The organism is Gracilibacillus xinjiangensis, from assembly GCF_042651765.1.
GTDB classification, from domain to species: domain Bacteria; phylum Bacillota; class Bacilli; order Bacillales; family Amphibacillaceae; genus Gracilibacillus; species Gracilibacillus xinjiangensis.
In genome coordinates this window covers 754,926-778,285 of record NZ_JBHSDT010000008.1, presented here as the reverse complement: position 1 = coordinate 778,285, position 23,360 = coordinate 754,926, and the positions used below count along the sequence as shown (strand labels likewise).

Here is a 23,360-nt window from a genome sequence, read left to right as displayed (position 1 = left end):
TTGGAGTGTTAATGGATGCAAACAAAAACAGTTTTTCTGTATGTATTTAATACAATGTCGGACTGGGAATATGGATATATAATTGCTGAACTAAACTCAGGAAGATATTTCAAAAAAGATTTAGCACCTTTAAAAGTAATTACAGTAGGAGCTAATAAAGAAATGATTACTACTATGGGAGGACTGAGCATAAAACCAGATATTTCCCTTGATGAATGTACTCTTGAGAGTAAAGATCTTTTAATTTTACCAGGAGGGACTACTTGGAGTGAAGAAATTCATCAACCTATCTTGGAAAGAATTGGCCAAGCTTTAAAGCTTGGCACTATTGTTGCTGCAATTTGTGGTGCAATTGAGGGCCTCGCGAATATGGGATACTTAGATACTAGAAAGCATACAAGTAATAACTTAGAATATACTAAAATGGTATGTCCTAACTATAAAGGAGAAAAGTTCTATGAGTTGGGATCTGCGGTATCTGATGCGAATTTAATTACTGCATCAGGAATAGCTCCTCTGGAATTTGCAATGGAGGTACTGAAAAAAATAGATGTATTTACACCAGATGCATTACATTCATGGTATAACCTAAATAAGACTCATAAACCTGAATACTTCTTCCAGTTAATGAATTCAATAAATAGATGAGCTAAAAAAAGCAACTTAGCAGATTTGTATTCGTTTAAATAATTACCATGCTTTAGCGAATGTCAAAGCATGGTTTTTGAATATAACTTAAAAATGCTTATGGAGTAATGAAAAAGCTCAATTTCTCTATTAATTAACAGTGAAGTTGGGCTTTTTAGTATTGAAAATTCCTTAACGTTGTAAATCCGCATTTTCCTGACGGTAACCAATTTTTTATAAAGTTTTTAAGAAAATTGCTGCTGATCCCAATAGATGGCCGCATTATTTTTTCTCTCCATATTTTTGCGCAAGTACCCTTGAGTTGTCCGTAGCATAGAATGTCCTAATGTTTGGCGAATGTATTCTAAATTTGCCCCTTGGTCTAAAGAATGATTAGCGAAGAAATGCCGAAACCAATGAGGAGTAATTGGACCGTCTTTGTTCATTAAGAATGGAAAATTTGTTTGACGAATTATTTTTTTAACATATTTACTTAAATAAGTAGCACTATAAAACGTCCGGCTTTGATTTGGAAGAAGAGGTGAATGATCATTAGAATTTAATTGGTCTGATAACCTCCGTCTTTTTCTTAACATTTTCAGAGCCTCTAATACATAAGGAAAGATGAGAACATCTCGATGTTTCTTATTTTTCCCGATACTTGCAAGGAAATAATGTCCTGTAGTGTAATCAAAAAACAGATCACCCCATTTTGCTTTACATAATTCTGCAATACGTAAACCTGTCGTAGCTAAGGTTAATAAAATCGAATAATTAACTGGATGATCTCTTTCTTTCCAGTAATTAATCAGCATGGATACTTCCTGAAAAGATAGATCTCTATCTGGATGGTCATCATTGCCTGCAGATGATGATATCATTGTTTGATGGACAGGTTCATTTATATAATTGACTTGATGTAACCATTTGAGAAAACTTTTTAACACAATACTTTTACGTGCAATTGTAGCAACTTTATATCCCATCTGCTTTGTTAAAAAATCTACTTGATATAATTCCACATGTCTAGGTTTTAGCCTTTTTAATAAATAATTATTTATCTCATTATTATTTCTTTCTTGAAATTCTACCCACTTATAATAAAACTGCAAAATATCACGAAGATAATTTCTTTTTGTTGCATCGGATAACTTTTTCGCTTTGTTAACATGTTGTTGTTTATGAATAAAATAATATATCATTTCCATATCATTAAACTGATAAAAACGCTCTCCATGTTTCTCTTCATTCTCATAAGTGATTAACTGCATATCATCGATATAGTCATCTATTATTAGATAATCTATTAATATCTTTTTATTTTTTATTTTAGTTATTTCATATGGATTGCTATTTATTTCTATAGAAAAGATAATCTTCACCTTCTTTTATGTAATTAATTATACTTTAAATTATTGCTTTATTTAACAAATATATAAGTATTATAACCAATAAAAAAATATTAGTAAATATTATAAATAACAAATAACAGTCTATTATTTATACTTAAACCTAATTTTAGATTTTTTTAAATTATATATATTATGTTTGATTATAAGTAACAGAAAATAAAAAGTTTACATTATATATTTAAAAGAAGATAGTTTTTCGGTATACTTTAGATAAACAATCTATATTAGAAGGTGAAGTAAATGATTGAAGAATCATTCGAGAAAGATATATATTCAACAAAAGATTTAGCATCATTTTTACAAATATCTGAACAGACTATCTATAGTTTAGTTAAACGTGAAGAAATAGTACCAATAAATAAACAAGACTGGACCATTGACGGTACATATTATTTTTCGAGTGAAACAGCAGAAAAATTAAAAGAATATTATACGAAGCCTGGGTTAACCAACAAGGATGTAGCTGAAAGGTTAAATGTGTCATTATCCACTGCTCAGAAACTAATAAAAGCAGGAGAGATACCTTCATTTACGAAAACATACTTAGGGAGAGAAATTACCTTTGTTGATGAAGAAGACCTTACTGTTTATGAAAGCAAGTATAAAAAAGAGCAAAGAACTCCCTTGTATGTTAAGGAAACCGGTACTTATTTATTTCAGACATTTTTACATCAAGCAACAGGTGAAATTGCAAGAGTCGTGACAATTGGCCGCGAGGGTAGAGTGATAGCAATAACAGAAAGAGGAAACTACTTGAATTATGATGAATTAAATGAACAAGGATACAGACCACAGTATAAACTGGGTTATCAAAAAGCAATTAATAAGCGAGGATATGCAATTTTCCAGTTTATAAAACCAGCTCATTTACATTCGGTTATTTATCAATTGATAGAAAAGCTCTTTCTTACAGTCGGTGTACAAAATTGTAAGGTAAGGGTTGAGGAGGAAATGATTGAATTATTGGTAAAGCCAATTCAATTACCATTTGATCAGCAAATAAATCCCGAAGAAATACAATTACTAAAACAAAGCATGATTAAAGGGAAAGTAATAGAAAGACATCAAGGAATCCTGTTGGATAGTGATGAGGTAACAATACATACAGTTATCCCAAGTGAGCTAAAAAAACGGGTACAGCAAATAGCTAAATCGAAAGACATAAAAATAGAAGAGTTCGTTCAACTAGCCATAACGAATTATTTGAAGCAAATGGAAAAAGAAGATACCCGGTAAATAACGGGTATCTTCTTTCTATTAGTTTAATTGTTTTATATTCCAAATAGCACTTGCATATTCATTAATCGTCCGATCACTGGAAAATTTTCCTGAATGCGCGATATTAATTAAACATTTCGATTGCCATTTCAATTGATCACGATAAGTAAAGTCAATTAAGTGCTGTGCCTCTACATAACTGTCAAAATCCTTTAATATAAAGTAAGGATCATTTGTTTGTAATAATTGAAAATAGATATCTTTGAAAGAAGAATGATGGAAAAGTCCATCATGTAATTGATTCAAAATAAATCGGATTCTTTGATCTGTTTGGAAAATTTCATTGGCCCGATAATTCCCTGATTGATAATGCTGGTAAACATCCTCTGATCGCAATCCAAAAATAAACATATTGTGCTTACCGACTAAGTTTTCCATTTCAATGTTGGCCCCGTCCAATGTTCCAATTGTTAATGCACCATTCATCATCATTTTCATATTCCCAGTACCAGAAGCTTCTTTACTGGCTGTAGAGATTTGTTCACTGACATCTGCTGCTGGAATGATTTTTTCAGCAAGACTGACATTATAATTTTCGAGAAAAACAACCTTAATCTTATCTTTAATATTGGGATCATTGTTTACAATATCTGCAACTGTATGAATAAGCTTGATAATTTCTTTTGCTAAATGGTAACTTGGTGCCGCTTTTGCTGCAAAAATGAATGTTCTTGGCATTAAATTCAGCTGTGGATTTTCCTGTACACGCTTATATAGGTAGATGATATGAAACACATTCAGCAATTGACGCTTATATTCATGAAGTCTTTTAATTTGCACATCAAAAATGGAGTGGTCATCAACCATTATCCCAGTATTTTTATGAATATAGTGCGCTAATTCTTGTTTATTTGCTAATTTAATTGCAGCAAGTTCCTCTAGTATTCCTTTGTCTTTAGTATAACGAAGCAATTGATTTAACTCATATGGTTGATCAATCCAAATCGGACTAATCATGGAGGATATAAATTTTGCTAATTTAGGATTAGTCATTAATAACCAACGTCGATGGGAGATACCATTTGTTTTATTTTGAAACTTTGCAGGGAAAATTTGATGGAAAGTACGCATTTCTTTTGTTTTTAAAATCTCTGTATGGAGTTTTGCGACACCATTTATTCGAAAACTAGCTATAATTGCTAATCGCGCCATATGTACTTGATCATCTGCAATGATAGCAAGCTTAGGAATTTCCTTACGAAGATCAGGGTAGTTGTAAAAAATCGATTGACAAAAACGTTCATTCATTTCTTCTATAATCATATATAAGCGTGGAACAATTTCTTTAATCATCGATACAGGCCATGTCTCTAATGCCTCTGACATAATTGTGTGATTGGTATATGCGAAAAGATTTGTCACTATATGCCATGCATCATTCCAACTGTATTGTTCTTCATCCATTAATATCCGCATTAACTCTGGTATTGCCAAACTCGGGTGGGTATCATTAATTTGAATGACAACTTTTTCGTATAAAAGATGGTAACCTGACGAATGATATTGACGATATTCATTTAATATTTGACGCAAAGAAGCAGAGACTAAAAAATATTGCTGTTTCAGACGCAATTTTTTCCCGGCTATACTTGAATCATCAGGATATAAGTAGCCGGATATCTGTTCTACTTGTCTTTCATATTCTAAATGGTTATAATAATCATTTTGGTTGATTTGTTGTAATTCCTGAATAGGCTCAGCACTCCATAACCTTAGTGCATTAATGAATTGGTTGCGAAACCCTACTATTGGTATATCATAAGGTACTGCTCTGACTTTTTCAGTTCCTTCGTAACGACAGCTGAGTTTCCCGGATTCGTTTTCGTAGAGAGAAGCTTTTCCTCCGTACTCGATAATTACTGCTTCTTGTTCTTTTCTTATCTCCCAAGGGTAGTCTTGTTGTAACCAGTCATCAGGGAATTCTGTTTGGTAACCATTTATTATTCTCTGTTCAAATAACCCATAGCGATACCTGATACCACAACCAACACCAGGATAATTTAATGATGCCATAGAGTCTAAGAAACATGCTGCCAACCTTCCTAATCCGCCATTTCCTAGTCCGGGATCATGTTCTTGTTTATAAACCTTTTCTGGATCAAAACCTAATTCTGTTAAAGCATCATTACAAGTCGTTAATAAATCATAGTTTAATAGATTGTTTTTTAATAAACTGCCGATTAAGAATTCCATCGATATATAATAGACTTGTTTAACCTTTGATGAACGGATTTGATCATCAGTTTGTTTCCAATCTGAAGTAATATAATGATTAAGGATTGAACAGATAATATAATATATCTCCTTATAACTCTCACGATTAGGTTCTTTCAAACTCCTTTTTTCTTCTATCTTATCAATAAACTGTTGAACAGATATTCTCGTCAATTCAGATCACTCCCATGATGGACTAGGTACTGGATGATGCTAGTACTTGTTCATAAAGTTTCACATACTGATCTCTTGATTCTTCCCAACTGAATGAGGATTTTCTTACATTGCGAAAGAGGGCATACCATTTATCCTGGTCATGGAAAATGTTCAGGGTATAGCGTAAAACAGCTAAGAGATCATGAGCGTTGTAATTGGTAAAGCTGAATCCATTCCCTGACTTTTCATATTCATTATATGGAATTACGGTGTCTTTTAACCCGCCAGTCTCTCTAACTATTGGTACAGTATTGTATTGCAGTGCGATTAATTGAGCTAACCCACATGGTTCAAATTTAGATGGCATGACAAAAAAATCCCCGGCAGCATATAATTGTCTTGCAAGCTTCTCATCAAATTTTAAATATGCAATCATCTTTCCTTTGAATCGTTGTTCTATTTGATGAAAATAATCTTCAAAATGGGATTCACCTGTTCCTAAAATGATAAATTGAACATCTTCTTCCGTTAAAAACTGATCAAGTATTGCTTCAATTAAGTGTAAACCCTTCTGCTCAACGAAACGTGTAATCATCACATACATCGGTTTATCGGGATCAATTTCCATGGAAAATTTATGTTGAATATATAATTTATTTAACCTTTTCCTTGAAGAAGAGAATTGATAATGAAAGCGAATCGCTCTGTCTGTTCGTGGATGATAACTTTTGGTATCAATCCCATTTAATATGCCGACAAGGTCTTCACTTCGATCTTGTATACATTGGTGTAAACCTTCCCCGTAATAAGGGCTCTTAATTTCTTCCGCATACGACGGACTCACTGTGGTAACTTTGTCTGCATGATAGATACCTGCCTTCAAGCAATTAATTAATCCTTGCCACTCCATTCCACCGATATGCTCATCATCCAGGTGAAACAAGTCATGAAAGGAATCACGTAACATGATTCCTTGATATTTTAAATTATGAATAGTAAGAACAGATTTCATTTTTGGTGTACAAGAATATACCTTACTTAATAATATGGTTAAAGCCGCTTGCCAATCATGTGCATGAAGGATATTTGGTTCAAAATCCAAATAGGGCAGAGAGGAGATCACTGCTTCACAAAAATACACAAAACGTTCTCCATCATCTTCATACCCATAAACATCATCTCTGGAGAAATAATACTCGTTCTCGATAAAATAATAAGTCACTCGTTGATAGGTGATCTGATATAAAGCAGTTTGTTGTTTTCGCCAGCCGACAGATACATCAAATGAAGCTATTTTTTTCATTTGACTATGCCAATAAGGGTAAAGAGATTGATACAAAGGCATAATTACACGTGTTTCCAGATCATCTACATCGTTCAGTACATTAGGCAGTGCGCCTATAACATCAGCTAAACCGCCTGTTTTTACAAAAGGTGTGCCCTCTGATGCAATAAATAAAATTCTCTTTTTCATGATTCAGTCACCATGCTAACTTGGTTTAGTTTCCCTATTATATGTGGTTTGTCTATCTTACCAATGATTAAGTCCTTTTCAGTTAAAACGGTATATTTATCAATTATCGCATTTTCAATATATGCACCTGACTCTATCGTACAATGGTCTAAAATGATTGAATTTTTAATTGTAGAGCCTTCTTTCACTGTCACTGCTCTAGAGAGCATACTTCTTTCTACATTTCCGGCGATGCGGCATCCAGTACTGATTATTGACTGCTTAACATTTGCTGTGCTTTCATATTTTGTCGGTCTGTAATTACTTATTTTGGTAGAAACATTCTTTCCTTGTTGGAATAGCTTTAAGTAATGTTGGGGGTCCAGCAACCTTATATTTTCACGAAAGTATTCTTCTAAGGAAGTAATGAAACTGCCATATTCTCTGTGTGCGAATGTACAAACCTTTAGTGTTTTCAGGTTATCGCATATCATTTCAATCAGATGGTTTGACCTTTCATCAGAACTGCGATAATGAACCAGATGATTTAAACAGGATTTTTTAATAATATAAACACCAGTAAAAATGGGAGCGTCTGATATATTAACAGCAATATTTGAAACAAATTTATCATGTACTTGGATGGCCAATCTTTGTATTTCAGAATGGGCGGCAGAAGGGGCATACGTTGATAATAATGTTATATCGGCATCTTGTTCGATATGTTGTTCTATTAATTTATGATAATCTGTATTAGCGATAAAGGAACTGCCACTAATTAAGATGTGATCTGCTTGACTGCGTTCAATGTAATCCCAATTATGCAAAAAATAATCCACATCACCTAGAGTGTCTTTTTCTTTCCAATATGGAGGGAGTACATATAAACCACCATGTCGCTTGTTAAGTTCCCAATCGGCTCCTGATCCAACATGTGTTAATAATGAACGATAATTATTTCGAGCGAAAATAGCTATCTCATTAATATGTGATCGAACCATATTGGTTAAGGAAAAGTCAATTAATCGATATCTGGCAGCAAAAGGGACTGCAGCTAAGCAGCGTTCTTTCGTTAGTTCTGCTAAGGAATCTTTTTCACCAGCTAAATTAATAATCCCCATAACTTTATTCATCGGTTCATTCCACCTACTTTTTGTATTTCTGGGAAGTATTCATTAGATAAAACGATTGGCTCTTCAGATAATGGCACAGAGATATTCGTATAATCTGGTACGATTGCATCTTCTTGAATAATGACTCTGTCTAATGTTACATGATGACCTACACGTACACCTGGATGTAGAATAGAGTTTTTTACATTAGAATGTTTACCAATATGAACATTTTCAAATAATACAGAAGATTCAACTAGCCCTGATACAATACAACCATTATTAATTAGTGATTGATAAACCGAACCGGTGCTTGTAATAAGTTGTGGGGCAAAGTTGTTATCATGGGAATATGTGATCCAATTTTTCCGATTTAGTTGTAAAAGAAGTTGGTTTTCTAATAAATCCATGTGTGCATCCCAATAACTTTGAATCGTACCGACATCCTTCCAATATCCACTAAATGGATAGGCACACATTTTTTTTCGTTTGAGTAACATATATGGTAAGATATCCTTGCCGAAATCCTTATTTGAATATGGATTGTTTCGATCCAGCTGCAGGCATTCTTTTAAGACATTCCATTTAAAAATATATATTCCCATTGAGGCTAAATTACTTTTCGCATCATTAGGTTTTTCTTCAAAATTGGTGATTTGATAATTATCATCCATATGGATAATGCCAAATCGCGAGGTTTCTTCCCATGGAACTTCAATTACAGAAATAGTAACATCTGCATTAACCGATTTATGATGATTTAACAGCTCATTGTAATCCATGTGATAGATATGATCACCTGATAAAATCAAGACATATTCAGGATCATATTGTTCAATGAAATGTATGTTTTTCGTTACAGCATCCGCAGTCCCTTCATACCAGTTACCCCCATCATGTTCTGTGAAAGGGGAGAGTATTGTAAGTCCATCTTCCATACGATCAAGGTCCCACGGTTTACCTACACCAATATGTTTATTTAAAGCTAATGGTTGATATTGTGTGAGGACACCGACTGTATGCATGTTGGATTGAATACAATTACTAAGTGTGAAGTCAATGATTCGATACCTTCCACCAAAGGGAACGGCAGGTTTTGCAATATTCTTCGTCAATTGACCAAGCCGTTTACCAATTCCTCCTGCTAATAGCATTGTGACACATTCTTTTTTCAATTTGTTTCCTCCTTCACAAATTCCTTCACCAATTGATAAATACTAATGGCGAGTGGAGGTATTTTTACACGGATATGCTGTTTTTGTTGGTGCCATTCCTCATTAATAGTAAACAAATTCTTACGATTAGTTTGGCCTGACCCGCCATAATTGATATCATCTGAATTAAATACCTCTTTATAAATTCCAGGAACCGGTACACCAATCTTAAATTCTTCGTAAACATTTGGTGTAAAATGACAAATTACAATACTTAATTGATTGGGTTGTTTAGCCTTCCGTTGAAATATATAAATACTTTGATCACAATTGTCAGCATCAATCCATTCAAACCCGCACGGATCATAATCTAATTGGTAAAGAGATGGATTTTCCCGATAAAAATGTAACAATGTTTGCATGTATACTTGCATCTGACAATGTAAAGGGTATTCTAGTAAGAACCAATCCAATTCGTATTGTTCACGCCATTCAATATATTGGCCGAATTCTCCACCCATGAACACAAGTTTTTTACCTGGATGACAGAACATATACCCGTATAATAATCGTAAATTAGCAAATTGCTGCCACTGATCACCTGGCATTTTATCAAGCAAAGATTTCTTACCATGAACAACCTCGTCATGGGATAATGGAAGAACAAAATTTTCACTATAGTGGTACATCATAGAAAATGTCACTAAATGATGATGCCATTTTCGATAGACAGGATCATAAGACATATATTCTAATAAATCATTCATCCAGCCCATATTCCATTTATAATTAAATCCAATCCCTCCAGCAGTAGTTGGACGGGTAACAAAAGCCATTTCAGAGCTATCTTCTGCTATCATAAGTGTTGATGGATAATACCTGAAAATAACTTCGTTCAGTTTTTTCAGGAAAGCAATTGCCTCAAGATTTTCCCCTGTACCTAATCCATTGCTGAGCTTTTTAAGATGACCAGGCCGATCAAAATTCAAATCTGTCATACTTGCAACAGCATCAACACGTAAACCATCAAAATGGAATTCTTCCAGCCAATATAGTGCATTAGAAATAAGAAAACTTTGAACTTCTGGACGTCCAAAGTCAAATGTTAGAGTACCCCAAGTTTGCTTTTCTGCCTTATTTGGATCACTGTATTCATAAATCGCTGTCCCATCAAATTGACGCAAACCATGTGAATCTTTGCAAAAGTGGCCTGGCACCCAATCTAAGAGCACACCTATATTAGATTGATGGCATTGATCAATAAAATATCTTAGATCATCGGGATTTCCGTACCTGCTTGTTGGAGCAAAATAACCAGTAACTTGATAACCCCATGATAAATCATATGGGTGTTCAGCAATCGGCAGCAATTCAATATGAGTGAAACCTAACTTTTTAACATATGGAATCAGCACATTAGCCATTTCTCTGTACGTGTAATAGGATCCGTCTTCTTTTAACTTCCATGATCCGAAGTGTATTTCATAAATGGATATAGCAGAATGATAGGATGATAAATTGACCTTATTATTTTGCCAATTAACATCATTCCATTGATAGCTAGAGGAGGAGGGTGTTATTGATGCTGTATGTGGACGTAACTCCATTTGAACCGCAAAGGGATCAGCTTTCAATAAAGATTGACCATCTTGTGTCAGGATAAGGTACTTATAGCTTTGATTCACATCTAAATTTGTAAAGAATCCTTGCCATAATCCCTCGTTATTGATCCGATCTAAAGGGTAATCTTCTCCAGTCCAGTGATTAAAATCCCCGGCTAGACTTACTGATGCTGCATTAGGCGCCCATACAACAAAACGAAATCCTTGCTTTCCGTTATGCTCATACTGATGGCACCCTAAAAATTGATAACAAAAGTAATTAGTACCTTGATGAAATAAATATATATCTTGGTTAGTTGGTATTGTTAACATGCGATCCCCTTTCCATATTACCTTTTGCCAGAGCTGTTACTATTATATGAGCGCTTTACATTACAATATAACCATCGTTTTAAATAATAGCGTTTCCATTACAAATTATTTAACCTAATATATTCATTGCAAGCATAAAGAACCTATCATAAAATTTAAAAGGGGGGTGTATTCAAATGGAAAAGTAGAAGATTCATTTCCCATCTCAATTGCAACAGACATCTCCAAGGGGTGTATAATGTAAAGATTGGAATGGAGTGGGGTGGAGGAGGTGTATTTTTACAATTGTTATTGCTTGGAAGAAATCAGATGAGAATACAGGCTATTGGAATAATACATATGGGGGATACGAAGAGAATGAAATCTTTAACCGATTTTGAAAAAATTATAAAAAAAGATAAAATTGATAGTGTCCTTGTACAGAAGAATGATACCGTGCTTTTTGAATATTATCGAAACAAAAAAATGAAAGAAAAACAACATAAAATATATTCTGTTACAAAAAGCGTCTTATCCGCACTGATTGGAATTGCTATTGACAAAGGTTTTATCGAAAATGTTAACACTCCAATAATCCATTACTTTCCGGAATTTAATAAAGATAAAGAACATGAGAGAATTACAATTAAGCATCTGCTGACAATGACATCAGGATTACACTGGCAGGGTAATAATGGTATGATACCCAGCAAAAATTGGGTCAATGTTGTACTGCAGCAGGACATTGGAAACCCACCTGGAAAAGAAATGGTCTACAGTTGCGGTTCTTCACAATTATAAAGTGCAATCTTACAAAAGACTACTGGATTAAATACAGAAGTCTTCGCTAAAAAGTATTTATTTACGCCTCTAGGAATAACAGATTATAAGTGGAACCGTGATGCTCAAGGTATAGCCAGCCATTGGTGGATTCGGATTAACAATGAAAACAGTTGATATGTTAAAAATCGGTACGCTAAATTTAAAAAATGGAGTATGGAAATCCAAACAAATCGTACCATATCATTGGATTGAGGAATCTACAAGTCCCAAGTTCAATTTTGACGATATTACTTCATACGCTTATCATTGGTGGACTATAACATCCGACAATCAAGTAGGTAGGATTTTTTGGGCAATGGGACATGAAGGACAGTATATTATTGTCGCACCTGACTATCAATTAGTAACGGTTTTCACAAGTAGTATTAAAGATGATGCAACAAGACCTTCACAATACTTTAAGGACTATCTATTGGAAGGGTAGATGAAAAATTTAAAAAAGTCTGTACACACTTTTTTAATTATTGAACAAATTTAATAGGGAATCTCCTTTCTTTATTAAAATTATATCTAGTTTACATAATATATATTATAGGAAGTTAATCAAATTAAATCATCACTATCTCATTAATTAAGTATACTTGTGATAGTGAGATGAAATTAATTTGAAAAATCGATTTTATTGAGTGGTTCGATTGCTGGACCTTCAACGACATCGCCATTATACTCAAATCTGGATCCATGACATGGACAATCCCACGTTTTTTCAGTGTTGTTCCAATTCACTTCACACCCCAGATGCGTACAAGTTGTATCAACTGCATGGACTTTTCCTTGCATATCCTTGAATAACCCAATCGTTTGTCCGTGATGCTTTACTTTAGTTGCTGAATTTGTCTTTAACTGTTTCATATCCTGCTTCTCCGAAACAATTTTACCTGTCACAAATTCTTTTGCTACATTCGTATTCGTACTGATAAATTGCTTTAAATCAGGATCTGCATGGAATCTGTTTGAACGATATAAATCAATATATGGATTATCTTTCTGTAATATCAGTCCTGATATTATGTTTGCTGCAACCATACTATTTGTCATTCCCCATTTACGATAACCTGTTGCTACAAATATTTCAGGGCGGTTCTTATTTAACCTCCCTATGTACGGTAACTTATCTAATGTAATATAGTCTTGTGCTGACCATTCATATTGCCATTCCTTCACACTGAAATTCGCTTCTCCAAAATCTTTTAATAAAGAATATGGCATGGTGTTGTTTTGATATTGACCTGTTTTATGGTCTTCTCCGCCAAGTAACCAGATTTCTTGTTCATTATGAATAATAGACCTTAGAGATCGTGTGGGATTATCTACACTTAAATACATTCCTCCAGGATATTTAACATCTGATGAAAACCCAGCCACATAAGACCTTGATGGGTACATTCTTGCACTGTATAATGCCTCTCCTTCGTAAAATGGAAAGTGTGTTGCAATGACAACATGATCACAAACAATAGTATTTTGATTTAGCGCACGAACAACACGATGATCTGTACTGTCAATGTCATATATGGGTGTTTTCTCATATATTTTTCCCCCATGTTTAATAATTTCATCAACTAGTGCTTTCAAATAATACATTGGGTGAAACTGTGCCTGGTCTCTCATCTTTAAGGCATATTTCATCGGAAAGTTAATAGGTAATTCTAACAACCCTTCACCATCAATATCTAATGTCTGATATGCTTCAAATTCAGATTCTAATTTCCTCTGATTCTTTTCATCGTTTGTAAACAAGTAAGCATCTTGTTTTTCAAAATGACATTCAATAGCGAGGTCTTTTATTATTTTCTCCATTCGTGTCATTGCATCGACTTGGCTTTGAAAATATAAAAGGGCCTGTTCTTTGCCAAAATGAGAAATGAATTCGTTATAGATCATTCCATGTTGTGCAGTGATTTTTGCAGTGGTATGGCCTGTAGTACCATGCCCTATTTCTTCTCTGTCAACTAAGATCACCTTTACACCATTTGTTGCTAATAAATAGGCAGTCGTTACCCCTGTTAATCCTGCACCTACTACTACAACATCTGTCTTTTCATTATTCTTCAATTGGGGAAAATCTTTAATTTTTGAATTTTCTTTCCATAAAGGAATTCTTTTAACACCCATCATATCTTCCTTTCTTTCGCCATCTATAGATAGCTTGACCAATTTCGAAAAATATATCGCAATATATTTTCGTTTTTCCATCATTTCGCTCTATCAACATATCCCAAATATATTTGTATAATGATGATTGTTTTGTATTCAGCAATCACGGGTATTTTCTAAGAAACAAGAATTGCTCGATTATTCCTATCAGTAGAGCTTTTGCTCCATAACAAGACAAATGATAAGATGGTTTCATAGAGGTGATATAATGAAAAATATTCATGCAATCGTTGAGGGCAGAGTCCAAGGTGTAGGCTTTCGTTCCTTCACACAAAGTACAGCAATAGAAAATAATATTGTTGGTTGGGTTAAAAATCTTGAAAATGGCTCTGTAGAAATAATTGCACAAGGTAAAGAAGAAGAAATGGAGGATTTCCTTGCCAAAATCAAGAAAGGTCCTTCTATGTTTGCTAAAGTTAGAAATGTAAAATTAGAGGAAAGAAAAGATTTTGAGGTATTTAACAAGTTTGAAATTAAGTATTAATGAGAAAAGCCCCTGTACTTTTCAATACAGGGGCTTTTCTCATTAATTATCTTCGAAGAATTTACGGTTTAACGCAATATATTCATGCTCATTATCAGGTACTTCATCTTCCATATAGATTGCTTCTACCGGACAAACTGCTTCACATGCACCACAATCTATGCAAATATCTGGATCGATGTAAAACATATCTTTACCTTCTTCTATACAATCTACAGGGCAAACTTCTACGCATTCGCCTGCTTTCTCTTCTTTACATGGTGAAGTAATTACAAATGCCAAGACTGTCCCCTCCTTTAGTCATATTTCTTACTATGTATATACGTATACATTCTATCATATATTAAAAAGCTCGAATACCATTATAGCTTAATTATCCATATTTTCAACTGATTTTTAAACTTTCGTTCAGGCAGATTATTTCCAAATTCTTTCTATAATATATTCGCCACCAACACGCTGTATTAAAAATACATCAGGATTCGTTAAAGTTTTCCAACCATGAAAACCAAAATCCACCTGAAACTTTTGCAGCATTAATGCTAATAAATTCCCGTGCGTGACAATAATTGTTGTTTCATAGTGATCATTATTTAAGCAGTCAGTTAAAACTTCATTTGCTCTATTAAATGCTTCCTTCGAGGATTCACCACCAGGTAGTTTGAATTGATAGTTATGAAAAGATTCTTCTAGAATTTCAAACCAATCATCGATCGGTTCATCACTTAATGTACGCTCTTTTAACCTATCATCAACTTCAATTCCAAGTTCAAACTCATTAGCAAGGGGTTTAATTGTCTCTTTTGCTCTTAAATATGGACTTGAAATTATCCGATCGATAGGGAAACTTAATTGCATTATTATTCTGGCCAATTCATATGCCTGCTCATTCCCTTCTTTAGTTAAGGGAGAGTCTTTATGTTGACCGATAGCATGACAGTGACGAATTAATAATATCCTTTTCATAAATATCAGCTCCTAAGGTGTATCTTAAAAAGCTCAATCTGGTAACATGTACCTAACCTTTATACTTCCCACAATATTTTAGAGTTAAACATCAGATCACTTTAAAATATTCTTTTCTAAATCCAGCCATCCGGTTTGTATTATCTTTTATAAAGTAAAACTCGTCTGTTTCATTTTTGACTTCATAAATATCCCCAACTGTCAGGACAGAGTTTACCTTATATTTTTTTGCATTCGTATGAATACATTCTATTTTTTTTGTTGTTTTATGATTTTCCCAAGTTTTGTGTATCATGATAATTACCTTCCTTTCTCTAGTAATATCATACCATTAATCAAGTATAATACAAGCAATCCTTAGTTTACATAATAATATTATTGTTTATTCCATATTTTCTTTAGAATAAAAGGTAAAATCAAAATGATTAGCAGCATTCTAATTAATTGCAATGAACCTACAATTGCCGGGTTTGCGTTAACTTCATGGGCAGTAATGGCCATTTCTACTAAACCTCCTGGTGCCATGCTCAGCATACCTGTAGCAAAGGTTAATCCTGACATTTCAGCGAAAAGATAGCCAAATAAGACTGAAAGAAAGATAACCATACTTGTTAAAGTAAAATATAATAATGTATATTTACCCGCTTTTTTCATATCATTCCAATTTATTGATAAGCCTAAGTGAATACCAATTGAAATTTGAGCAAAATGAAATAAAGAAGCATGTAAAGGAATGATTGAAAATCCATTGATCTTAAAAATTGCGATAATAATCATTGGTACAAGCACATGTGAAGCAGGAATTTTATAGCGAAACAGGTGTGCAATTAGATAAATGAAACCATAAATAATAACTGTCCAAACAGGTGCATTCTCTTCTGTTCCCACTTGGACATTATAATTAGATACAGACTCCGAAAATAATAATGTAGCAATGATAGGTATGATAAACAAAACACTAATTAACCGAATCGTATGGAAAATAGCCACTAAACCCGTATTTGCTTTCAAAGAATCACTCATTGCTACCATAACTGATAACCCTCCAGGTACACTGCCAAGAACACTGGTAGGTTTTCCTATTTTTGTTATTTTAGCAAACAATACTCCGCTCAAAATTGATAAGATAATTAACCCTACTGTAAATAGCAAAAAAGGAAGAAAATATGGTATTACTTGTTCGATGGTGGCTGCTGTAAATGTAGCACCGATCTGCACACCTGTAATAGCAAAACTGACATGACGAATTTCCTTGTCCAGGTGAAAATTTGTCTTATCCCATTGTTTTAGTAAAAAGACAGCAATTAGAGGACCTAAGATCCAAGGGAGTGGAAGACTTAATAAAATAAAAACTGCCGTACATAAAAGAGCAATACCGTACATTTTTATGTATTGTAATATTCCCGCTTTCATTAGATTCACGCCTCTTTAATATAAAGTAAAAGAACTTGAGTCAACAAGTTCTTTTACTTTATAATTATTCAAACAAAGGTAAATATTGTTCTAATCCTTCCTCAGACAACTTTTCTTTTGGTATAAACCGAAGGGCAGCTGAATTTATGCAATAACGCATACCACCTTTGTCGATGGGACCATCATCAAAAATGTGGCCTAAATGTGAATCAGCCGCATCACTACGAACTTCAATCCTTCTCATTCCGTGAGAAGTGTCTAAATTCTCTTTCAATCTTTGTCTATTTAATGGTTTAGTAAAGCTTGGCCAGCCACATCCTGCATCATATTGATCAGTTGTTGAAAAAAGTGGTTCCCCGCTCACAATATCAACATAGATTCCTTGTTTATTGTTGTCCCAATACTCATTCATAAAGGGGCGTTCTGTCCCATTTTCTTGTGTGACATGATACTGAATAGGAGTTAGCTTTTGTTTTAACTCATCTTTTGTGTACTGCTTCTTCCAATGATTTTTGATAAAATCGGCTCTTCCAGACCCTTTTTTATACAGTTGATAATGGAAGCGCTGCTTTTTGTAATAATCTTGATGCTTTTCTTCTGCTGCGTAAAATGGTTTAGCTGGCAGTATATCTGTCACAATTGGTTGATCAAATTTCCCGCTATCGGCTAACCTTTGTTTCGATGCTTCCGCTAATTTCTTTTGTTCTTCAGTTGTATAATAAATTGCCGTCTTGTACGATTCCCCTCTATCATTGAACTGCCCGCCAGGATCAGTCGGATCGATTTGTTGCCAGAACAATTTCAGTAAATTTTCATAGGGGAAAATGTCTGGATTAAAAGTAATTTCGACTGCTTCGCGGTGTCCCGTCGTATTTGTACAAACCTCTTCATAGGTTGGATTTGGTTTATCTCCACCTGTATATCCTGAAACAATATTAATTATACCAGGCTGTTCATCAAATGGTTCCACCATGCACCAAAAACAGCCACCTGCAAATACAGCTTTTTCAATTGGTTGATCACCCATCAATTACCCTCCTAAAATTCCTAGTACTTTTATTGTGCGACTGATTCTTAAAAAAAGCAAGTGGACTGCTTTGTGCATGTTCGTGATTTAAATAAAAAGTTTTGGGCGGGACTCTGCTGATTTTTTCACCGCTATATCATAATCTTGATCTTCCCAATCCAAATCTATCGGTTCATCATCCGCTTTAATATTTTCTAGAGATTCCGGGCTATCAGAGATTTCCTGACCATCTTCCTTATTTATCTCATTTATTGCTTTCATCATATTAATAAGTTTTGGTGCATTTTTTATCATTGGACCATATTCTTTAATTAAAGGTGTTGCTTGTTGTGCTACTTTTAGAACTTGTTGGACATTATTTAAGGTCCCCATTAAACCAGACCCACCGGAACTTGAACCAAGACCAGCGCTGTTCGTTGCCGCATTCCCAGGCAGAAACCTTTGTAATAACCCTTGGATCCCGTTTTGATTAAAAGATTGTTGTGGCATGCCTCCACGTTGCGGCATCATATGCATAAAGTTCCCATGCTGCATCGGTGGCTGCTGAAACATATTTGGTGGCTGATTTGGAGGTCGAAACATATTCATCTTAATCCATCCCCTTTATCATCATCTATAAGTAGCATATGTTACTAGCCTTTTTCTGTATAGGCATTCACTTAAAAGGGAAATTAGAGAAATAATAAATGATTATTTCCTGGGTAAGCGCACAATGCGACAGGATAGCGTGATCTTCTGTTCTTTTTTGTAACAATATGACAATCTATTGGAGAACAAATTTAGCATTGGATCCATCATTTGAGCTTTGAACAACTAGTTTGGCTTTTATGGACTCTTTTAATTGAGATACATGGGAAATGACACCAATCACACGATGATCATGTTGTAGATCTTTCAAACATTGGATTGCCTGTTCTAACGATATTTCATCAAGTGTACCGAAACCTTCATCAATAAATAAGGTATCTAACTGGACACCACCGGCATGTGACTGAATAATATCAGCCATACCAAGAGCAAGACTTAACGCTGCTTTAAAGCCTTCTCCACCGGATAAAGTTTTTACAGATCTCTTTCTACCAGTGTAATGGTCAAGTACTTCTAAATCTAACCCACTCTGCGCTCCCCTTTTTGCTAATTCTTCACTCCGGATTAGTTGAAAACGATTATCTGTCATTTTATCAAGCCTTAAATTTGCTTGTATTAAAATTTCATCTAAAAACGTTGATAAGACAAACCGCTCGAATGAAAGCCTTTGTGGGTTGTCCCCTTTTGCCATATTTGCTAACTCTCCAATATGATAATATCTTTCAGAAGTTGCTGCTAAATCTTTTTCAATAGATTGTACATTTATTTCCGACCGCTTTAATTGTGTCACTAGCCATTCAATTGACTGCTCATCCTTTGAAAGGAATAATTGCTTTTCTTTTAATTGGTTCAACTCTTCCTTTAGTGGTTCTAAATCAGGTTTCTCATAGTCCTTAAGTGCTGCTTTGATTTCTTGTATTCGCTGTTCATTTACTTTCCTTGTCTCTTCATATTCTTCTATAAACTTGTTTAAATCCTCTTGTTGATTTTGAGTCAATAAAGCATTTTTGTATGCGTCTACTGAATCGAAGTTCTTTTCTTTTAAAGTCTTATCGAATAGTTCTTTTTGTTTCTCATAGTTTTGCTGAAGCTGCAGACTAAATTGTGCTGCCTGTTGAGAAATAGTTTTAATTTCTGCTAATTCCTGTTTTACCTTGTCATAGCGTTGTTGAGAGTTTTCCCAATGCTTCATTTGATTATTGTAGTTAATCTCCAACTCCTTAATTTGTTGTTCATAGTCTTTAAATGAGTCTATGTTAGCAGGAAGTTGACTTTCCAGGGAAGCAATCTTTATTTGTAATTGCTGTAATTGATCATTTTTAAAAGTAAATTCCTGCATTAACTTGGTTTGTTCTTCTTTTTTTCGATCAATCGCTAGTTGAATTTCTTGTACACTTTTTTGGGATGCTTGCAATTCAGCGACAGAGTTGTACAGATCAAGTATCTCTTTCTCGCTCATCTTTTCCTTAATCTCTAATTGTTTAACCGTCTCTTTCATCTCATCTAAACTTAATGACTGAAAAGTATTATCTAATGATTGATAATAACTGTTTAAGATAGCTCTTCTGGCTTCACCCTGTTCTTTAATTTCATACATTTTCCTTTCCATTGTTTTTAATTCTTCTTCAAGTTGATGCAAATGATTCCGCTCATTCTCTAACGTATCCTTGTTAATATCATTAACTTTTTCACTTTCTTTTTTAGGATGGTGGACTGATCCACAGACAGGACAGGCTTCTCCGTCTGATAGTTTACTAGCAAGAATTTCTGCAATATTCTTGTGATAACCTTGCTCAATTTGATCACATTTTAATTTTTGCTTGTCTACTTTATCGTTAAGTTTAATAACAACATTTTTCACTTGCTGATAATCTTTCCTCATAATATCTAATTGAGAAGATTCATTGATAATGTCTCGACAGATCACTAACTGTCTATGACTTTTTTCTTTATTAAACTTTGCTTGTTGAATTGTTTGCTGTAAGTGATGAATTTGATCATTCAACTGGTAGCTTTGTTCTTTCTCTTTGTTTAATTGCTCTAATGCTAGCTCAGTCTTTTTCATTTTCTCTTGATCCGTAGTAACTATTGATGCTAACTTATTAAATTGTTCTTTTACATTCATATATTCCTTGATTTTTCCTAGACTTTCTTTCTTTTGAAGTAAGTCTATTTTTAATCGGTCCCTCGCTGCTTCTTCTCTTTTCAGCTGGTTATACTGCACTTCTTCTCTTTCAAATTCTGTTTGCTTGTCCAAAAGCTGTTGCTGGATATTTTTAGAACGCTTTTGTTGTTGATGCAATTCCTCTTCCCTGTTAAGCAATTGTTGTTCAAGTGGAATGAGCTGCTCTGCTAGCTTTGCTAACTGTAAAACTTCCTTTTGCTCAATTATTTGGGGCTCTCTTTGTTGCAGTTGTTTGCTTTCCTCCACTTTTCGGTCGAGCTGGTCATATAATTCAACGATTTGCTGTTTATGATAGTAATCTTGCTCTAATTGCTGCTGCCGCTGTTTGAGTTGCTCCTGCTTCTCTTGCAACTCTTTCTGTTCTTCATACAATTCTTTTATTTTTGCGTGAATTTGATCGATTATTGGCTGATCTTCCTCTAACTCCATCATATCTGTTGATATTTTTATACGTTCTTGCTCAAGCTTCCACTCCAATTTTTCCGATTTCTCTTTTAGCATTTTAGCATCACTTTTCATTTTCTCAGTCATATCACGATAAAAATAGGTGCGGAAAATTTTCTGTAAAACCTCTTCGCGTTCTTTACTGTTTTCAGATATAAGTTTGCGAAATTCACCTTGAGGAATCATAATCATTTTACGGAACTGTTCATAATCTAAGTTAACCATTGATTCTAATGTTTCATTAACATCTTTAATTTTGGTTTCAAGCAGCTCCCATTTCTGCTCATGATTTAATTGATAGAGAGAGGCACTCGCAGGTTCCTCTGTATATCCTTCCCCTCTTGCTTTTGGTTTCAATTGCTTCGGTGATCTTGTTACACGATATGTCTTCTCATGTAATGTAAAGGTTAATGTTACACTCGTTAAATCATCACTCGTTGCAAAGTGACTGCGGAAGGTATCTTGATCTCTATCTGTACCGCTCGCACGTCCATATATACTATAGCAGATTGCATCAAAAATAGTAGTCTTACCTGCACCCGTTGGACCAGTAATTAGAAAGATCATTTCGTCTCCCAACTGTTCAAAATCAATCAATTGTTTTTGGCGATATGGCCCGAATGCAGTTAATTCTAATGTTAAGACCCGCATTACTTCTCCCTCTCTTCATTTATTAGTGAAGTCATTATCTCATGAATATAATTAGATCTAACTCTAGGTATCTCTTCTCCTTTAATTTCTTTGTAGAAGGATTCGAATAATTGTTCATGTGTCATTTCCTGTTTTTTGTGAATTTTTTCTTTGTCTTTTAATGACATGCCGAGAAGATTCTGCTTTCTTTCCAACCGTAATATATTTGGAAAGATACTTCTTAATTTAGATACAGGGTCAAGTATTTGACCATCATCCAGAAGTTCAATTTGTAAATAATCCTCTGTTCCAGGAATCACTTTTTCTTCTATTAAATCCTGAAAATATCCTTTTACTACTCTCATATCTTTAGCTGGCCGAAGAGGAATTTGTTTAATTACACAAGCCCCTTGGGAGTCCATATCCACTAACGTGACTGATTTCCCATGAGTAGCTTCAGAGAAGGAATATTTCATTATGGAACCACTGTATCTGATTGTATCCCTCAAAATCTTTTGTGGACGGTGTAAATGACCTAATGCAACATAATCAAAATCACTGAAAAGGGAGGCGTCCACATAAGGACTGCCTCCGATCATTGTTAAACGCTCTTCAGAATCTGACTCCATCCCGCCAGCAACAAAAGTATGGGCAACAATAATATTCCGCTCATTATAATTAATGGATGCCTTAATTTCTTCCAATACTTTTTTCATTGCATGATGATGTGTGTCAATTTCATTATCTTCAAAATATTCCCGAACTTGGGCAGGCTCGAAGTATGGGATCAAGAAGAAGTTTGCAGGCCCATCTTTATCTTCTATTACAACTGGCTGAAAAGCCTGCTCTATAGCAGTGTGTAAATAAAGGTGTTGGGACCGGAATAATGAAGAACCAAATCCAAGACGGTCAGGGCTGTCATGATTCCCGGATATAGCCATCACAGGAATGTGTAATTCAGTGCATATTTTCGTTAACACAGTATTTAATAATTCTACCGCCTCCCGTGGTGGAACAGATCGATCATATAAATCACCAGCTATTATGAGAATGTCTGGTTTTTCCTGATCTAATATTTCGAATAACCGATCCAGAACATCAGTTTGATCTTCAGTCATATGAAGACCATGGACTAGCTTGCCTAAATGCCAATCAGCTGTATGAATAATTTTCAAAGTGATCACCAACCTATTTATCATATTTATCTTTAATTATACAAGATCTTAAAAATGTCGTCTACAATATTTGGAACACTTGTTCCCACTAGTGATAATTACCACTGAAAAAACCATGAGAATTCACTC

Annotated in this window: 20 protein-coding genes; 5 read left to right on the top strand and 15 right to left on the bottom strand. The window is 34.3% G+C overall.

The window, feature by feature from the left end:
* Positions 1 to 15: 15 nt before the first annotated feature.
* A complete protein-coding gene (locus tag ACFOY7_RS15250; protein ID WP_390253069.1) occupies positions 16 to 648 on the top strand; it encodes a type 1 glutamine amidotransferase family protein in 633 nt (210 codons plus the stop codon).
* Positions 649 to 872: 224 nt separating this feature from the next.
* Here ACFOY7_RS15250 and ACFOY7_RS15245 read toward each other — a convergent pair whose 3' ends face one another.
* Positions 873 to 2,009: a tyrosine-type recombinase/integrase gene (locus ACFOY7_RS15245; RefSeq protein ID WP_390253067.1), complete on the bottom strand. Its 1,137-nt coding sequence runs from the start codon at positions 2,007 to 2,009 to the stop codon at positions 873 to 875.
* 270 nt (positions 2,010 to 2,279) lie between these two features.
* Between ACFOY7_RS15245 and ACFOY7_RS15240 the strand changes: the two genes are divergently transcribed.
* Positions 2,280 to 3,275 (top strand): helix-turn-helix domain-containing protein, encoded by a 996-nt coding sequence (locus ACFOY7_RS15240; protein ID WP_390253064.1) that lies wholly within the window; start codon positions 2,280 to 2,282, stop codon positions 3,273 to 3,275.
* 21 nt (positions 3,276 to 3,296) lie between these two features.
* Here ACFOY7_RS15240 and ACFOY7_RS15235 read toward each other — a convergent pair whose 3' ends face one another.
* The 5 genes from ACFOY7_RS15235 to glgB are packed head-to-tail and all read right to left on the bottom strand — an operon-like array spanning position 3,297 to position 11,340.
* Positions 3,297 to 5,705, bottom strand: a complete 2,409-nt coding sequence (locus ACFOY7_RS15235) for a glycogen/starch/alpha-glucan phosphorylase (protein WP_390253062.1) — start codon at positions 5,703 to 5,705, stop codon at positions 3,297 to 3,299.
* Between the two features lie 22 nt (positions 5,706 to 5,727).
* Positions 5,728 to 7,161 carry a glycogen synthase gene (locus tag ACFOY7_RS15230; protein WP_390253060.1) on the bottom strand — a complete coding sequence of 478 codons (1,434 nt, stop codon included), beginning with the start codon at positions 7,159 to 7,161 and terminating at the stop codon, positions 5,728 to 5,730.
* Positions 7,158 to 8,273, bottom strand: a complete 1,116-nt coding sequence (gene glgD / locus ACFOY7_RS15225; RefSeq protein WP_390253058.1) for a glucose-1-phosphate adenylyltransferase subunit GlgD — start codon at positions 8,271 to 8,273, stop codon at positions 7,158 to 7,160. Before glgD ends, ACFOY7_RS15230 begins: the two co-directional genes overlap by 4 nt.
* On the bottom strand, positions 8,270 to 9,427 hold the full coding sequence (locus tag ACFOY7_RS15220; RefSeq protein WP_390253056.1) for a glucose-1-phosphate adenylyltransferase: 1,158 nt from the start codon (positions 9,425 to 9,427) through the stop codon (positions 8,270 to 8,272). The genes glgD and ACFOY7_RS15220 overlap by 4 nt, the downstream gene beginning before the upstream one ends.
* Positions 9,424 to 11,340, bottom strand: a complete 1,917-nt coding sequence (glgB, locus tag ACFOY7_RS15215; RefSeq protein WP_390253054.1) for a 1,4-alpha-glucan branching protein GlgB — start codon at positions 11,338 to 11,340, stop codon at positions 9,424 to 9,426. The genes ACFOY7_RS15220 and glgB overlap by 4 nt, the downstream gene beginning before the upstream one ends.
* 309 nt (positions 11,341 to 11,649) lie before the next feature.
* On the opposite strand from glgB, the gene ACFOY7_RS15210 reads away from it, so the two are divergent.
* Positions 11,650 to 12,120: a serine hydrolase domain-containing protein gene (locus tag ACFOY7_RS15210; protein WP_390253052.1), complete on the top strand. Its 471-nt coding sequence runs from the start codon at positions 11,650 to 11,652 to the stop codon at positions 12,118 to 12,120.
* Positions 12,121 to 12,262: 142 nt separating this feature from the next.
* A complete protein-coding gene (locus ACFOY7_RS15205) occupies positions 12,263 to 12,586 on the top strand; it encodes a hypothetical protein (RefSeq protein WP_390253050.1) in 324 nt (107 codons plus the stop codon).
* A 176-nt stretch (positions 12,587 to 12,762) separates the two neighbouring features.
* Here ACFOY7_RS15205 and ACFOY7_RS15200 read toward each other — a convergent pair whose 3' ends face one another.
* Complete coding sequence (locus ACFOY7_RS15200) at positions 12,763 to 14,361, bottom strand: FAD-dependent oxidoreductase (RefSeq protein WP_390253048.1); 1,599 nt, start codon at positions 14,359 to 14,361, stop codon at positions 12,763 to 12,765.
* A gap of 166 nt (positions 14,362 to 14,527) precedes the next feature.
* Between ACFOY7_RS15200 and ACFOY7_RS15195 the strand changes: the two genes are divergently transcribed.
* On the top strand, positions 14,528 to 14,803 hold the full coding sequence (locus ACFOY7_RS15195; protein ID WP_390253045.1) for an acylphosphatase: 276 nt from the start codon (positions 14,528 to 14,530) through the stop codon (positions 14,801 to 14,803).
* Between the two features lie 42 nt (positions 14,804 to 14,845).
* On the opposite strand, the gene ACFOY7_RS15190 is transcribed toward ACFOY7_RS15195, so the two are convergent.
* The 8 genes from ACFOY7_RS15190 to ACFOY7_RS15155 form a co-directional block, all read right to left on the bottom strand.
* The gene (locus ACFOY7_RS15190) at positions 14,846 to 15,085 is read right to left on the bottom strand and encodes an indolepyruvate ferredoxin oxidoreductase subunit alpha (protein WP_390253043.1); all 240 of its coding nucleotides are present in this window, start codon (positions 15,083 to 15,085) and stop codon (positions 14,846 to 14,848) included.
* A 135-nt stretch (positions 15,086 to 15,220) separates the two neighbouring features.
* Positions 15,221 to 15,769 (bottom strand): histidine phosphatase family protein, encoded by a 549-nt coding sequence (locus ACFOY7_RS15185; RefSeq protein WP_390253041.1) that lies wholly within the window; start codon positions 15,767 to 15,769, stop codon positions 15,221 to 15,223.
* Positions 15,770 to 15,860: 91 nt separating this feature from the next.
* Entirely contained in the window at positions 15,861 to 16,064 is a 204-nt protein-coding gene (locus tag ACFOY7_RS15180; protein ID WP_390253040.1) for a DUF6501 family protein, read from the bottom strand.
* 80 nt (positions 16,065 to 16,144) lie between these two features.
* Entirely contained in the window at positions 16,145 to 17,182 is a 1,038-nt protein-coding gene (locus tag ACFOY7_RS15175; protein WP_390253038.1) for an AbrB family transcriptional regulator, read from the bottom strand.
* A 64-nt stretch (positions 17,183 to 17,246) separates the two neighbouring features.
* The gene (gene msrA / locus ACFOY7_RS15170; protein WP_390253037.1) at positions 17,247 to 18,209 is read right to left on the bottom strand and encodes a peptide-methionine (S)-S-oxide reductase MsrA; all 963 of its coding nucleotides are present in this window, start codon (positions 18,207 to 18,209) and stop codon (positions 17,247 to 17,249) included.
* An 87-nt stretch (positions 18,210 to 18,296) separates the two neighbouring features.
* Entirely contained in the window at positions 18,297 to 18,797 is a 501-nt protein-coding gene (vrrA, locus tag ACFOY7_RS15165) for a VrrA/YqfQ family protein (protein ID WP_390253035.1), read from the bottom strand.
* Between the two features lie 175 nt (positions 18,798 to 18,972).
* Complete coding sequence (locus ACFOY7_RS15160) at positions 18,973 to 22,077, bottom strand: AAA family ATPase (protein WP_390253033.1); 3,105 nt, start codon at positions 22,075 to 22,077, stop codon at positions 18,973 to 18,975.
* A complete protein-coding gene (locus tag ACFOY7_RS15155; RefSeq protein WP_390254128.1) occupies positions 22,077 to 23,240 on the bottom strand; it encodes an exonuclease SbcCD subunit D in 1,164 nt (387 codons plus the stop codon). The genes ACFOY7_RS15160 and ACFOY7_RS15155 overlap by 1 nt, the downstream gene beginning before the upstream one ends.
* Positions 23,241 to 23,360: the final 120 nt, after the last annotated feature.

What these genes read in the sequence shown, in the direction of transcription:
- ACFOY7_RS15250 (WP_390253069.1), top strand. Translation starts at nt 16, where the DNA reads ATGCAAACAAAAACAGTTTTTCTGTATGTATTTAATACAATGTCGGAC.
- ACFOY7_RS15240 (WP_390253064.1), top strand. Translation starts at nt 2,280, where the DNA reads ATGATTGAAGAATCATTCGAGAAAGATATATATTCAACAAAAGATTTA.
- ACFOY7_RS15230 (WP_390253060.1), bottom strand. Translation starts at nt 7,161, where the DNA reads ATGAAAAAGAGAATTTTATTTATTGCATCAGAGGGCACACCTTTTGTA.
- glgD (WP_390253058.1), bottom strand. Translation starts at nt 8,273, where the DNA reads ATGAATAAAGTTATGGGGATTATTAATTTAGCTGGTGAAAAAGATTCC.
- glgB (WP_390253054.1), bottom strand. Translation starts at nt 11,340, where the DNA reads ATGTTAACAATACCAACTAACCAAGATATATATTTATTTCATCAAGGT.
- ACFOY7_RS15210 (WP_390253052.1), top strand. Translation starts at nt 11,650, where the DNA reads ATGAGAATACAGGCTATTGGAATAATACATATGGGGGATACGAAGAGA.
- ACFOY7_RS15205 (WP_390253050.1), top strand. Translation starts at nt 12,263, where the DNA reads ATGAAAACAGTTGATATGTTAAAAATCGGTACGCTAAATTTAAAAAAT.
- ACFOY7_RS15200 (WP_390253048.1), bottom strand. Translation starts at nt 14,361, where the DNA reads ATGATGGAAAAACGAAAATATATTGCGATATATTTTTCGAAATTGGTC.
- ACFOY7_RS15195 (WP_390253045.1), top strand. Translation starts at nt 14,528, where the DNA reads ATGAAAAATATTCATGCAATCGTTGAGGGCAGAGTCCAAGGTGTAGGC.
- ACFOY7_RS15185 (WP_390253041.1), bottom strand. Translation starts at nt 15,769, where the DNA reads ATGAAAAGGATATTATTAATTCGTCACTGTCATGCTATCGGTCAACAT.
- ACFOY7_RS15180 (WP_390253040.1), bottom strand. Translation starts at nt 16,064, where the DNA reads ATGATACACAAAACTTGGGAAAATCATAAAACAACAAAAAAAATAGAA.
- ACFOY7_RS15175 (WP_390253038.1), bottom strand. Translation starts at nt 17,182, where the DNA reads ATGAAAGCGGGAATATTACAATACATAAAAATGTACGGTATTGCTCTT.
- msrA (WP_390253037.1), bottom strand. Translation starts at nt 18,209, where the DNA reads ATGGGTGATCAACCAATTGAAAAAGCTGTATTTGCAGGTGGCTGTTTT.
- vrrA (WP_390253035.1), bottom strand. Translation starts at nt 18,797, where the DNA reads ATGAATATGTTTCGACCTCCAAATCAGCCACCAAATATGTTTCAGCAG.
- ACFOY7_RS15160 (WP_390253033.1), bottom strand. Translation starts at nt 22,077, where the DNA reads ATGCGGGTCTTAACATTAGAATTAACTGCATTCGGGCCATATCGCCAA.